12 protein-coding genes are annotated in these 13,880 nt (G+C 63.5%); 8 read left to right on the top strand and 4 right to left on the bottom strand.

The features are described from left to right. The gene (locus tag BM400_RS15120) at positions 1–729 is read left to right on the top strand and encodes a cytochrome c oxidase subunit II (RefSeq protein WP_089840269.1); all 729 of its coding nucleotides are present in this window, start codon (positions 1–3) and stop codon (positions 727–729) included. Here the strand turns inward: BM400_RS15120 and BM400_RS15125 are convergent. Further along, complete coding sequence (locus BM400_RS15125) at positions 726–2,000, bottom strand: serine/threonine-protein kinase (RefSeq protein WP_141223955.1); 1,275 nt, start codon at positions 1,998–2,000, stop codon at positions 726–728. The genes BM400_RS15120 and BM400_RS15125 overlap by 4 nt on opposite strands. A 223-nt stretch (positions 2,001–2,223) precedes the next feature. Here BM400_RS15125 and BM400_RS15130 point away from each other — a divergent pair, with 223 nt between their 5' ends. The 5 genes from BM400_RS15130 to BM400_RS15150 all read left to right on the top strand — a co-directional run bounded on the left by BM400_RS15130 (position 2,224) and on the right by BM400_RS15150 (position 6,737). Further along, a complete protein-coding gene (locus tag BM400_RS15130) occupies positions 2,224–2,715 on the top strand; it encodes a DinB family protein (RefSeq protein WP_089840274.1) in 492 nt (163 codons plus the stop codon). A gap of 59 nt (positions 2,716–2,774) precedes the next feature. Beyond that, a complete protein-coding gene (locus BM400_RS15135; protein WP_089840276.1) occupies positions 2,775–4,481 on the top strand; it encodes a cytochrome c oxidase subunit I in 1,707 nt (568 codons plus the stop codon). 26 nt (positions 4,482–4,507) lie between these two features. After that, entirely contained in the window at positions 4,508–5,287 is a 780-nt protein-coding gene (locus BM400_RS15140; RefSeq protein WP_089840278.1) for a cytochrome c oxidase subunit 3, read from the top strand. 80 nt (positions 5,288–5,367) lie between these two features. Next, positions 5,368–5,541: a copper resistance protein CopC gene (locus tag BM400_RS15145; RefSeq protein WP_175529048.1), complete on the top strand. Its 174-nt coding sequence runs from the start codon at positions 5,368–5,370 to the stop codon at positions 5,539–5,541. A gap of 26 nt (positions 5,542–5,567) precedes the next feature. Beyond that, positions 5,568–6,737, top strand: a complete 1,170-nt coding sequence (locus BM400_RS15150; RefSeq protein WP_245781890.1) for a mannonate dehydratase — start codon at positions 5,568–5,570, stop codon at positions 6,735–6,737. Positions 6,738–6,836: 99 nt separating this feature from the next. Here the strand turns inward: BM400_RS15150 and BM400_RS15155 are convergent, their stop codons facing one another. Both BM400_RS15155 and BM400_RS15160 read right to left on the bottom strand, forming a co-directional pair. Continuing rightward, positions 6,837–8,006 carry a Gfo/Idh/MocA family protein gene (locus tag BM400_RS15155; protein WP_089840282.1) on the bottom strand — a complete coding sequence of 390 codons (1,170 nt, stop codon included), beginning with the start codon at positions 8,004–8,006 and terminating at the stop codon, positions 6,837–6,839. A gap of 296 nt (positions 8,007–8,302) precedes the next feature. Then, positions 8,303–10,366, bottom strand: coding sequence for a tRNA nucleotidyltransferase/poly(A) polymerase family protein (locus BM400_RS15160; protein ID WP_089840284.1), 2,064 nt, complete (start codon positions 10,364–10,366; stop codon positions 8,303–8,305). Between the two features lie 198 nt (positions 10,367–10,564). Between BM400_RS15160 and BM400_RS15165 the strand changes: the two genes are divergently transcribed. Then, a complete protein-coding gene (locus BM400_RS15165; protein WP_089840286.1) occupies positions 10,565–11,077 on the top strand; it encodes a DUF6982 domain-containing protein in 513 nt (170 codons plus the stop codon). Positions 11,078–11,097: 20 nt separating this feature from the next. After that, a complete protein-coding gene (locus BM400_RS15170; RefSeq protein WP_089840287.1) occupies positions 11,098–11,604 on the top strand; it encodes a DUF4149 domain-containing protein in 507 nt (168 codons plus the stop codon). Here the strand turns inward: BM400_RS15170 and BM400_RS15175 are convergent. After that, entirely contained in the window at positions 11,585–13,870 is a 2,286-nt protein-coding gene (locus BM400_RS15175; protein ID WP_089840289.1) for an Ig-like domain repeat protein, read from the bottom strand. The genes BM400_RS15170 and BM400_RS15175 overlap by 20 nt on opposite strands. Positions 13,871–13,880: the final 10 nt, after the last annotated feature.

The raw sequence follows: 13,880 nt of genomic DNA on the forward strand, positions 1-13,880 counted from the left end.
GTGCCGACCCTGCATATCTTCGCTGCACTTTGGCCCTTGCCCGGGGACGCATCGGCCCACGGCCCCACACTCGACCAGCATCTCCTGCTGAATCTCTGGATCGCCCTCGGCCTTCTCACGCTGGTCCACGTCATCCTGCTCACCGGCCTTACGCTGCGCCGTGCAGCTCCGGCGAAGAACTGGGTCGTCGAGTACCTGCCGCTCACGCTGCTGGCCCTGGTCTTCGCCGGGTTGACCCTCAAGGCCGAGCGTCTGTGGGCCGCGACCCGCTATACGGGAGCTTCGCTGACCGCACTGCAGGTTGAGGTGACGGGAATGCAGTTCGCCTGGTATGTCCGCTATCCGGGGATGGATGCCACCTTTGGCCGCACCATGCCGAAGTTCGTTGAACCGGGCGCTGGAAATCCCCTCGGCATCGACCCCTCCGACGAACACGGAACCGACGATATCGTCAGCAGCGAACTTGTGCTTCCGCTGGACCGCGAGGTGGACATCAAGCTTGAAGCCCTGGACGTCATGCACGGCTTCGCCATCCCGGAGATGCGGCTGAAGCAGAACGCGATCCCCGGACAGACGACGCATCTGCACTTCACGCCGACAAAAACCGGCACCTATGCCATCCTCTGCACACAACTCTGCGGTCTTGGCCACTATCGCATGCAAGCGAACCTCCGGGTCGTTACCCCGGAGGCCTTCGCGGCATGGCTGGCTGTGAAGGCAGGCCGTTAGGCGCCCGAAAAGTTCCGGACGAACGTATCGCGAGGCATACCGGCCCGGACGGCCTTGCTCCGCACCGCCGTCGCTCCGGTCCGCGTCATCGGCCCACCGATTGCCACCAGGAACGGCCCATGGCCGCCCGGCGAGACAACCGCAGGCTGCAACGCCGGATGCTGCTTCATGATCGCCGAGACCTTCTTCCAGGCCTGGTCCTCGTGGTTATAGGTATAGGCGATCACGTACCAGCCGGCCGACATATGGCCTGCAATGGAGGCGCGTTCCTCCGCGCCTGGAGCGGGAGCAGCCGGTGTCGCCGCCGCGACTGTGGGCGTCGCGACCGGGGTCGCGGCATTCGCCGACTGCACCGGCTTCGCCCGGAACAGATGAACGCAAAGCATGATCAGTAACACGGCCGCACACGCGGCCACCCCATAAAGGCGGCGATCGAAGCCAAAGGGAGTAATCTCCGTCTGCACCCGCCGGGTGACCAGGACATCCTCCAACGCGAGGGGCTCGGGCGTCGCCGGATCGACCGTGACCACGGGCAAGGTGTATTGCAGCGGCTCAGCAGCCTGCGGCCTTTCAGGAAGCACAAACGGCTTGACCGTGGGAGGCGACAGAGCGTCCGCGATCTCGGCCAGTCCCCAGGTTCCGTTAATACCATTCGCCACCGCACGGCGAAACGGGGCCGCCAGCTTGGTCTCCGGTGTAAACGACCGTTCCAGCGTCAGAGCACGCAGCATCAGCAGAGAAAGATCCTGCACATCCTTCCGGACTCGTTCCTCGCGCTCCGCGTCCGTGTCGCTGGTGTACTCGCGGATGCAGTCGGTACGCAGCTTCACCATCTCGCCCACGGCAACAACGTTCTCCGCGACAAGGTGGCCGTGCGTAAGGCCCGCCTCATGCAGCGCACGCAGGGCTGCCGTCACGCTGATGGCGATCTGCAGGGTCTCCTCGTGGGTCGCGGCGCGTTCCTTCAACAAGTCCGCAAGCGCACCGTCGATGGCCTCCATCACGACATACGTCAGGGGCGAGCCCTCAAGCTCCGTCTTGCCGAACTGACGCAGCGGAAGCAGGTTCTCCTGTTCGACGGCGGCGATTTTGCTCCAGCACGCAAGCATCTGTTCTTCGTCGTTCAGAGACTCCGTCACCGCAATCGCCGATGGGGTTTCCGTCCCTTCCGCCACGGCGAACAGGGCACTCCGTCCCTGCGGCCCGAGCAACGAACCCAGCTTGTACTTCCCGTCGATGGTCATTCCTTCGTAGTCGTTCCAAAGCAGCATGTGCATCCAATCCGGTTCGCAGAACCTCGGGGAGATAGCGTTCTGTGACAGCACCGTTCGCATACGGCTCGCGAAGGTCAACTGCCCATATTTCTATTGGATGCCCTTTCGCTGTGGATACCAACCGGGGGTAACCGAATGGTCAATGGATAAAGAGAAATCGATGTTGATACTTCTTCCACCGCGCCACACCGAAACACGCCCACTCGATAAGCTAAGTTCCATGACTGCCCTCACCGCCGAAGAGCTTCTCGACTGGCTGGAAACGACCTCCACGGGCTGGCGCGATCTCGCCACGCATACCCCCGGGATTCTCGCCTTTCCCTGCGACGTGCTCGACACCCACACCGTCGCCGGACTCCTGCACCACATCACCGTCGTAGAGCTCCGCTATGCCCAACGCATTCACGGGCTCACCGAATCCACCTATGACGAGGTCTCGGTCGAATCCGTCGCCGGCATCTACGCCGCGCACGACCAGGCAATGAAGCTATATCGCGAGGCCATCGCCGACCACGCCACGGCATGGGAGACACCACTCGAGTTCACCACACGCAGCGCCGGTACCCTGCTCGCCAGCCGCCGCACTATCTTCGTTCACGCGTTGATGCACTCGATCCGCCACTACGCGCAATTGGCTACTCTTGTCCGGCAGCACGGCGTAAAGCCCGGGTGGTCGATGGACTATCTTTTCATGCGGGCCACACGCCCGTAGCGGCAAATCCCTCACCCTCAGCCGCCTGCGATACCCTCAAGATACAGGAGGTGGAGAGAATGAGCACGCTGCGGAAGTACCTCTTCACCACCGACCACCACGTCATCGGCCTCCAATACCTCGCGCTCGCGGTCGCGTCCGTCCTGATCGGCGCCGCGCTCTCGCTGCTCATGCGGGTGCACCTCACCTACCCCGATCTGCATATTCCCGGCCACGGCATCGTCAAGCCCGAAGACTATCTCGCCATGGTCACCCTCCACGGCACGATCATGCTCTTCTTCGTCCTCACCACGGCCCCGCAATCGGGCTTCGGCAACCTGATCCTGCCCGCGCAGATCGGCGCGCGCCGCATGGCCTTTCCGGCGCTCAACGCGGCGAGCTTCTGGACCACCCTTGCGGCACTCATCACACTCTGCTGTTCCAGCTTCGTCAAAGGCGGAGCGGCCATCTCGGGCTGGACGGCCTACCCGCCCCTCTCGGCCATTGCCTCCGCGGGTCCCGGACAGGGCCTCGGGATGGATCTCTGGCTCCTCTCGATCGCTCTCTTCGGCATCGCGACCACGATGGCGTCGATCAACACCCTCACCACCGTCATCCGCTATCGCTGCGACGGCATGACGTGGGACCGCCTGCCACTTACCGTCTGGGCCTGGTTCACCGCTGCCCTGCTCTCGCTCATCGCCTTCTCGGTCCTGCTGGCCGCGCTTCTGCTCCTCTTCCTGGACCGCCACGCCTCCACCAGCTTCTTCATCCCGGCCGGCGACCTCACAAGCGGCGTCCTCCATACCAGCGGCAGCGGATCGCCCCTGCTCTGGCTGCATCTCTTCTGGTTCTTCGGACACCCAGAGGTCTACATCGCCATCCTCCCCGGCATGGGCCTCACCTCAATGCTCCTGGCGAACTTCTCTCATCGCAAGCCCTTCGCCTACAGAACGATGATCGCGACCACCCTACTCATCGGTGGACTAGGCATCCTCGTCTGGGGACACCACATGTTCGTCGCAGGACTCAACCCCTTTGCCGGGACCGCCTTCTCCATCTCGACCATGGCCATCGCCCTGCCCTCCACCGCGAAGGTGCTGAGCTGGCTCGCGACGACGTGGCGCTCCAAACCCCGCCTCGCCACACCGATGCTCTGGTCCCTCGGCTTTGTCTCGCTCTTCGTCACCGGAGGCCTTACCGGCCCCATCCTCGCCCAGCCCATCCTCGACCAATATCTGCACAACACCTTCTTCGTCGTCGCCCACTTCCACCTCATCATGGCGATGGCCGGCATCTTCGGTCTCTGCGCCGCGATCTACTACTACTTCCCCCTGCTCACCGGCCGCCTGCTCTCCGAAACCCTCGGCCGCTGGCACTTCTGGCTCACTTTGTTCTTCGCCTACAACACCTTCCTGCCCATGCACTTCACCGGCCTCATGGGCGAGCCGCGCCACTACGCCCAGCTCACCGGCATCCCCAACGCCGCCGGACGCCTCCTGGCGCAGACGATGTCGCTGCAGCGACACATCACCTGGTCCGCGATCGGCCTCGCTCTCGCGCAGCTTCCGTTCCTCTGGAATCTCGTCCGCAGCCTCCACCACGGCGAGCCCAGCCCGCAGAACCCGTGGAACGCGACGACCCTCGAATGGCACCCCGGTCTCGCGCCCTTCGCCCCCGCATCCGATGACCCGATCACCGTCTACACAGCCCCCTGTTGTTACGACGAACACACCTTCACCCCCCAATGGCATTCCGTTTCTGCATCGAACCAGAAACCGGAGTAATCTGAAGCCAAGCTGACGGAGCCATCATGCCCGCGATCTTTACCCCATCCGATACCGACCGCAAACGTCCCTCCACCGACGACGGCGACCACGGCACAGGCCGCAGGCCGCCCTACGACGACGGCCTCAAGCGCACCGGAGGCGGTGGTGACGGCGATAACTGGAACGACCGTCCCGCCGGACGGCGCGGACCCCGCGAGAAACTCGAGCGCTTCCGCCTGGGACTCTTCTTCGCCCTTGCCGGCGACCTGATGTTCTTCGTCGCCATCATCAGCACCTTCTTCGTCACCAAGTCCAGCGGCCACGTCGACGCGTACGACCGCTACATCAACCCCTGGCTCCCCACCGCCGTCCCTCATATCCTCTGGCTGAACACCGCCGTGCTGTTCCTCTCATCGGTCACCATGGAGATCGCGCGCCGCCGCATGTTCCACCAGTTCGACGTCATGGAAGAATGGTTCGGCCTCGGCAAGCCAACCAGTCGCCGCGCGATGCCCTGGATCGCCGCCACCATCGCGCTCGGACTAGCCTTCCTCGTCGGCCAGACCGTCGCCTGGCACCAGCTCGACCAGCAACACGCCTTCCTGCGCACGAACCCCAGCAGCCGCTTCTTCTTCCTCATCACCTACACCCACGCCTTCCACCTCATCCTCGGCCTGGCCGCCCTGATCGCCGCGATCGCCGGCCTGTACGTCTCGAAGCAGATCGAAAACCGTCAGATCCTGGTCGACTGCGCCGCCTGGTACTGGCACTGCATGGGCGTCCTCTGGCTCTTCCTCTTCGTCCTCCTGGCCTTCTTCCAGTGACCACAGCCGCAAAGCCGGGTACCCCACATCCCGCTTCTGGGATGTGGGTTTACCCACGCCACATCGTTCTCCTCACAGCCTTGATCCTCCTCCCCGCCACAGCCCACCCCCAGGGCTGCACCCAATGCGCCGACTCCACCCGCGCCACGCCCCCCGCCACCCAATCCGCCTACCGCGAAGCCATCTTGTTCCTCGCCGGAGCAGCAGGAACCGTCTTCATCACAACCCTCATCATCCTCAAGCGCCACCGCTAACCGCAACGTGCTAATTTGGATGGCCTATGGACCGTATAGACCGCCGCCAATTTCTCGCCAGCGTCTCCGCCGCCGCACTCACCCTCAAAGCCAACGCAGAAGCCCCAAAGCCCGCGCCGAAGCACACCGGCCCTGCCCTCTTCAAGCTGGGCTGCCAGTCCGCGCCCACCAACGACGCGCACCTCGGCTACTTCGCCCGCTACGGCGTCCGCCACATCTGCGGATACCCCGAGACCTCCGGCGGCCGCACCTTCCCCACGCTCGAAGAGCTGAACCGCATGAAGGACCTCGCCGCCAAGCATAAGATCGAGATCGTCTGCGTCGGTCCGCCGATCCTCGAATCCAGCTTCATCGACAAAGAGAGGCATCCGTCGATCATGCTCGCGCAATCGCCCGAGCGCGACCGCGACATCGAGCAGTTTCAGAATCTCATCCGCAACTGCGCACAGGCCGGACTTCCATCGATCAAATACAACATGAGCATCCTCGGTGTGCTCCGCTCCGGCAAGCAGCCCGGCCGTGGCGACGAGATCGACTCCGTCTGGAACCTCGCCGAGGCACCCTACACCAAGGAACGCGTCATCGTCGGAGGGCATGACGATACCAAAGGCAACACCATGCCCATCGACACCACACAAGGCCTCACTCGTGCCGGACACGTCGACGCCGACGCCTTCTGGGAGCGCATCACATACTTCCTCGACCGCGTCGTGCCCGTCGCCAACGAAAACAAGATCCGCCTCGCCTGCCATCCGCACGACCCCGGCGTTCCCCCCTCGGGCTATATGGGCGTCGACCGCGTGCTGGGCACGGTCGATGGCTTGAAGCACTTCATCACGATCAACGAGAGCCCCTACCACGGCCTCAACTTCTGCCAGGGCACCGTGTCGGAGATGCTGCACAACCCGAATGAGGAGATCCACGACGTCATCCGCTACTTCGGCACGCGCAACAAGATCTTCAACGTGCATTTCCGCAACATCCGTGGGCACCGCGACAACTTCGTCGAGGTTTACCCGGATGAGGGCGACGTGGACATGGTGCAGGCGATCCGGACGTATAAAGAGGTCGGGTACCAGTACATGCTGATGCCCGACCACGTCCCGACAGCAGCCAGCGATCCCGGAGGCCTGCAGTCGTTCGCCTTCTGCTACGGATATATCCGAGGCTTGATCCAGTCGGTGAACCACGCCTGACCGTGCCCTCGCGTTGCTCGAAAACGAATCCGAGCAACACGAGGACCAGCATCGTTTCAGTCACCGCCGCCCGCCCAGGGCGCCCTGGCAGGCCGGCCGCTAGCTTTTCGCCGGCCACGTCGTCTTGCCGCCGTTCTTGTAAGCCATATTCCCGATATGCCCGGCACGTGCCGCCGCCACGCCCGTCTCCACTGGAGCATGCGGGTCCTTCCGCGTCTTGATGCACTCGAAAAAGTTCGCCATATGCGCGTTCGTGCCATCCTCGAAGCTCTTCTCCGACAGCACCGGATTCACGTCGCTCTTCACCGCCTCGCGATAGAGCGAGAACCCCGAACGCGAAAGCTTCAGCGTGCCCGTCGTCCCGCGGAACTCAAGCCCGCCATCGTCGATCGAAGAGCTCATCATGCCCTCATAGACGACATCGAACCCCGGATACCGGAACGCCGCCTGGATCGTATCCGGGCAGTCCCACCCCTCATACACATACTTGTCTCCAAGCATCAGAGCCGTGGAGGGGACATCCTCCTTCATCGCCCAGTGCACCACGTCGATCCAGTGGGTGAACAGGTCCGTCATCGCACCACCGCCGAAGTTCCAGAACCAACGCCAGCGGAAGTACTTCTCCAGCGTGAACTCCTGCTGCGGCGCGCTTCCCAGCCAGCGCTTCCAATTGAGCTGCGACATATCCAGAGGCTTCGGCACCCAACTACGCCCGTAGTTCTGCCACCAGTACGTCCGCACCTGCGTGATGTGGCCAAGACTTCCACCCTGAATCAGATCCACCGCGTTGCGAAAGTGGCTCCAGCTCCTTTGCTGCATCCCGCACTGAAGAATCTGCTTGCTCGACCGCACCGCATGGATCAACGGCGCGCCCTCTTCGAGCGTATGCGTCACAGGCTTTTCAAGATACACATCCTTACCCGCAGCGATCGCGTCGGTCGCGATCTTGACGTGCCAGTGGTCCGGTGCCGCAATGATCACCGCATCGATCCCCTTGTTGTCGAGCACTTCGCGATAGTCCACATGCGTCGTCGCCACCCCCTTCGAGCGAGCCTTCACCGCCTCGGCATGCGGCCCATACACATCGCTCACCGCGACGATCTCGTACCCACCCGCGACATCGGCCGAGGCCATCAACTGGTTCATCCGGCCACCGGCCCCGATGATGCCAACCCGCAGCGTATCGCTCGCACCAAAGGCGCGCGCTGAGGCTAAGGCAGTGAGTCCACCACCCACAAGAAACGAACGACGATCCGGCTTCAAGGACAAGGCAATCCTCCTGAAAATCTCGCGCCCATCCTAGCACTTCGAGCCGTGTCGCTGCCTCCAGCGGGCTATACCTCGCCGCCTCCACGGACGCGCATCTACAGTTTTCGTTGTTTGTGCAACCGACGCATCCGGAGCGAGTATCAGCCCCAGCACCACGCTCCGCACCATCCACGATGGTCGACGGGGCGCATGTGCCATCTGACACCGCATCAAGCCCAAGTCCCCCCACATCCCTGTCTGAGATGTGGGTCTCAACCTTCCATCCGGCGGCAACCGACAAACGGCGTATGGACCGCTTACCGGCCCTTCTTCGCTACCTTCACCGGAGCCTTGCCCTTCACGGGAGCCTTGGCCGCAACCTTCTTCGCGACAGCCTTCACCGGAACAGCTTTCTTCGCCACAGCCTTCTTCGCCGCGACCTTCACCGGCACGGCTACCTTCTTTACGGCCTTGGCAGGAACGGCCTTCTTTGCGACCGCCTTCACGGGCGCGGCCTTCGCCACAACCTTCGCCTTAACCGGGGTCGGGGCCGAACTCTTCTTCACAGTCTTCGCCGGTACAGCCTTCTTCGCCACAACTTTCACCGGAGCGGCCTTTGCCTTGACCGGAGCGGCCTTCGCCACAGCCACAACCTTCGCAGCCACCTTCGCCGGAGCCTTGGCCACCACCTTCGCGGCCACCTTCACCGCAGCAGGGGGAGGCGCCGGCGCGACCTTCGCAACCGGAGCCGGCGCGGAAGTCGAAGCCCTCGGTGCAGGCTTCGACTTCGCGACCGGCTCATCCTCGGGCTCTTCTTCTGACGGGGCCGACTTCTTCGCGGGCTTTTCGTCCTCATCGCCCCCGTCGTCCTCGTCCAGATCCATCTCGTCGCGCCGACGGCGTCCGCCCAGGGAAAGCTCGGCGACCTCGTTCAGATCCTCGTCCTCGGCCTCGGCTTCATCCTCGTCGGACGGATCGCTCGGATCGTCGTCGTCATCATCGTCGTCATCGTCTGCCGCTTCGGCCTCGCGCTTCGCCTTGGCCTTCGCGCCCTTGGCGTCCTTGCGGGTAGCGCGGGGACGGCGCAGATGCACTGGCGGCGGAGGTGCGGGCGGCGAATACGGCTCAAGAAACGCCTTCAACTCCTCCGTCGTGCCCAGGTTGCCGTCCATCAGCTCGAAGAACAGCTTCTCCACCAACTCCGTGTACACGGGCAGCTCGGGTGTAATGCGCATCTCCTGCATCAGCGCATACGGAATCGCGTTCTTCACCGCAGGCCACTCGCCGAAGAAGCTCTTGAACTTCGCCTGCAGCGCGGCGCTCTTCGAGCCGTACGCCACCGAAAGCACCGCCTCCGGCTTCGCGCTGCTGATCAGCTTGTACGCAGCCGACGGCTTGGCCGCAGCCTTGCCGCCCAGCTCCGTCGCAAAGGCCTTGGCCTCGGCTTCGAGCGCGTCGATCTCCTCCACAAAGCCAGGACGCGGGAAGCTCTTCTTCAGATCCGCAACCTCCTTCGCGTTCAGCTTCGCCGTCAAGAGCGGAAAGTTCACTGTCGCCGGGTCCGGATGGATGCCCTGCATCTGCAACTGCGTCTGCACCTCGCGGACCTTGTCCAGTTCAGCCACATTGGCCTTGGACGAGCTCCACGCCGGCGCGATCACCTGCATCCAGCCCTCGCTTTCGAGGCGCCTCATGACACGCAGCGGATCTTCCTCGTGCGCGATCTCCTCGGCCTCATAGCCCTTCTGGGCGTCCTGGATCGCCGAGATATAGCCCTCGGACTTACCCGTCTCATACCGGGTCTGGGTCTTCTCTTCGAGCGTCCAGCCAAGCCGGGCCGAGAAGCGCACCGCGCGGATCATCCGCACCGGCTCCTCGATGAATCCGTAGTTGCTCACCAGGCGCAGCTCGCGGTTCTCAATGTCGGCCACGCCGTTCAGCGGGTCCATCAGCAAGCCGTAGGAGCCGTCGTTCAGGGAAAGCGCCATCGCGTTCGCCGTGAAGTCACGCCGCCGCAGATCTTCGAGAATCGTCGCGGGCGTGTACACCGGTTTTCCCGGCTTGGGATAGGTGACCGACAAAGTACTGCCAATCTCCATCCGCACACCACCCGGAAACCGCAAAAACAGGCTCTGTGTCGCGTCCACGCTTCCGGTCACGACCGCGCCTGCTAACTCCAAATCTTTCTTGAGCTTGAGGGCGTTCCCTTGAACCGCCACATCCAGATCGCGCACCGGCGATCCACTGGTCAAATCGCGGACGGCACCGCCCACCAAAAAGAGCGTTAAGCCCTTTGCCTTCAATACTTCCCGGACCGCGGTCAAGGCGTTTTTCTGTGCCGTGGAAAGCCGGTTCTCAAGCAGATAGATGTAATCGGCCATAGTCTCTCGCTTACGCTCCAACCCATCCGTACAGGCACTGGGGAATCAAGCTAAATACTTATTTTTCAATGCTTTACAAAGCGCATTCCAGCCCGCGCAAAGCTCGAATGTATCATAGAAGAGGCTAATTGACCACCTCGGCTGCACCTTTTTTGGAGCAGCGTTTTGATCGGCTGAAGACCAGAGCGAACAATCCCCATGGCGGCCTCCCGCAAAAAAGTCATTCTCCGACGCCTCGACAACTCGCACCTCCCGGGCTACCTTCCAGCAAACGGTCTGCTCACCCAGGACGTTCCGCCGAAGCTCGATCTTCTCGACCTGACTGGCCGCATCCTCCCTCTTCCGGTCGCTGAAGTCAAGCTCATCTCGTATGTTCGCGACTTTAATTTGGACGATTCGATCAATCCGGAACGGCTCACCCGCACGACCTTCCTGTCGCGTCCACGCGCCGAAGGCCTCTGGGTGCGTATTACCTTCCCCGGGGGCGATCAGATGGAAGGCCTTGCCCCGCTCGACAACGCCCTGCTCGACGCGCTCACCCATGACTCCGGCCTCTTCCTCACCCCGCCCGACGATCGCACCAACACCCACCGCGTGTTTGTGCCCCGCAGCGCGATTGCGTCGTTCCAGGTGCTGGCGGTCATCACGACGCCTTCGCGCACGGTCAAGCCGGCGAAACCGGTTGCTCCTCAACCTCTGCTATTTCCCTAGAACCATTTACCCTTGAAAGCATGCCATCCCTCCTTCGCGCCCTCCGCCTACTGAGCCTCGTCGTCTGGGTTGGCGGCATCGTCTTCTTCGCCTTCGTCGTCGCTCCCGTTGCCTTCCACAATCTCCCCAGCCCGCACGAGGCCGGCATCGTGGTGCGCGGAACGCTGCTGGTGCTGAACAAGATCGGCTTCGCCTGTGGCTGGGTCTTCCTGATCGCCAGCTTCCTTCTCGTCCGCTTTTATCGTTCAGCCTCCCGGAGCGCGATCGCGCAGAGCGTGCTGATCGGCCTGATGATGATCCTCACGCAGTACACCCAGGTCATCGTCAACGCCATGGAGGACGACCGCACCCACGCCGGCGGAAACATCGACGCAGCCGACACCGGCAACCCCTACCGCCAGCACTTCGAAGTGCTGCACATCCGCTCCGAGCGGGTTGAGGGCACCATCCTCTTTCTCGGCCTGGGCGTCTGTGTGCTGCTCGCGAGCGACGCCGGCGTCAGGCGTCTTACTGAACCGTCAGCGTAACCACCGCTGTATGCTCCAGCACCGCACCGGAGGAGGCCGTTGAGGTTCCGGTCACCGTGATCGGATAGCTCACCGGCCCCTTCCCTGAACCTCCACTACCCACGTTGGTGACCCGATCGCCGCACCCGGCGAGCAGTCCAAGCCCAAACAGCACGCCAACCACTCGATTCCTCCTCCGCAGCCCGAGGAACAGCAGCACTCCCAGCGCAAAGGTCGCGGCCTGCATGGGCGAGATCGCCGCAGGCTTCACCGTCTGAATCGTCATGGTAAAGCTCGTCACGGCTCCGCCCGGTGGAATGACCGCCGGGTGGAACGAAGCCGACGCCCCATTGGGCAGCCCCGTCGCCGCCAGCAGAATCGGCCCGCTCAAACTCCCGTTCGTCACCGTCACCCCAAAACCAAAGGTCGCGGACGTACCTCCCACGATCGTCTGCGTGCCGTTCGTCGCATTCAGCGCAAAGTCAGGCTGGGCAGCGATCACGGACGTGACAACTTCTTCCGAGAGTGCCGCAGAAGCACTTCCCAAAAAGTTCGCGTCCCCGCCATAAACCGCCGTGACCGCGTGCGTTCCCGGCCCCAGCGTCAGCGGCATCGACGCCGCGCCGCTGCCGTCCAACGCCAACGCCCCTACCGTCACGCCCCCATCCAGAAAGCTGACCCGGCCCGTCGGCACCCCCTGCGTCTTTGAAGTAGCCTTCGCCGAGAACGTCACCGGGGTCCCGCTCGTCACCGTCAGGGCAGAGCTCCCAAGCGTTGTGTCGCTCCCAGCCTGCCCGATCGTCACGTTTCCGGTAGCCGTCACGGCATAGTTCGCCGCAGCGGCGCCTGTCAGCCTCGCTGTGACCGGATAGATCCCAACCGGCGAAAGGCTTGTGGCATCTGTGGCAAAGACCGCAGACACCTTCCCTACATCCTGGCCAAGTACCCCCGTCAGCGTTCCTGTCACCCCCGGAACGGCTGCGCCATAGACCATCGCAATCGTCCCGGCAGCTGCAATCAGCGGAGCCGGCGTCACCGTCAGCGATACGACCCCGCTCTCGCCCGCCGCATGTCCCGCGTCTCCGCCATAGGCCGCGAGCAGCCGATGCCCCCCAGCCGCCAAACCCGCCGTACTGAAGCTCGCCACCCCATCCACCAGCGCCGTTGTTCCAAGCGCCACCGGCGTTCCACCCGAGACGTCATACAACACGACCGATCCGGTAGCTCCGTGGCACGTCGCCGTCAGACTCCCGGTTCCATATTGCACCACCGAAGCCCCGGTGAACACGACCGTTCCGCTCTCCAGTCCGACCCCGGCCAGCGTCCGGATCACACCGCTCCGGTCCACCTGCCGCACCCTCTGGTTGCGCGTGTCGGCCAGCGTAACGAGCCCAGCCGGAGACACCCCCGCCGCCTGCGGACCATCGAGTAAGGCAGCCACCGCCGGCCCACCGTCACCCGCGAATCCCTCACCGCCCGTTCCCGCCAGCATCGTGAGCGATCCACCAGCCAGCTTGAACACCGTATGGCCCTGACGATCTGCCACATACATATCCCCGGTGGTATCCACCGAGATTCCCTTCGGCAACCCCAGCCCACTTGCCAACGTCGAGATCAATCCCGTCCCAGCCGCGACCATCCTCACCCGATGATTATGCGTATCGGCGATGTAGAGATTTCCGCCTGGATCCAGGGCCAGTCCACCCGGCGAATCCAGCGCAGCCTCCGTAGCCGCGCCACCATCGCCGCCACTTCCTTCCGTGCCGTTGCCCGCAACGGTCGAGATAACCCCGGACGCCAGAACGACCCGCTGTACCCGGTGGTCTGCCGCATCCGCCACAAAAAGATCTCCCACGCCATCCAGGGCCACTGCCATTGGCAGCCTGAATCCCGACGCCACAGTTGAGATCACCTTGGTCGTGGCAGCGACCATTCTTACCCGATGGTTATGAGCGTCGGCGATATACAGATTTCCGGCGGCATCCAGAGCCAGCCCCTGCGGCGAATCCAGCTCGGCCGCTGTCGCCGGGCCACCATCGCCCGCAAACCCCTGCGTGCCGTTCCCAGCCACCACCGTAAACGCGCCGGTCACCGGGTCGAAACGGTCCACGACGTGCCTGCCGGACTCCGCGACGTACACCCCGCCCGCGGCATCGAACGCCAGCCCCACCGGCGACAGCAGAGGCACGACCGCCGTCTGCGCGCGCGAGGCGGCCAGCAGGCACGCAAGCACGAGACCGCCGATCAGCTTCCCTGGGTTTGTACCGCTCTGCGTCCCCATGGCCATCCGTTCCGAA

The sequence above is a fragment of the Granulicella pectinivorans genome, assembly GCF_900114625.1.
Taxonomy (GTDB): Bacteria; Acidobacteriota; Terriglobia; order Terriglobales; family Acidobacteriaceae; genus Edaphobacter; species Edaphobacter pectinivorans.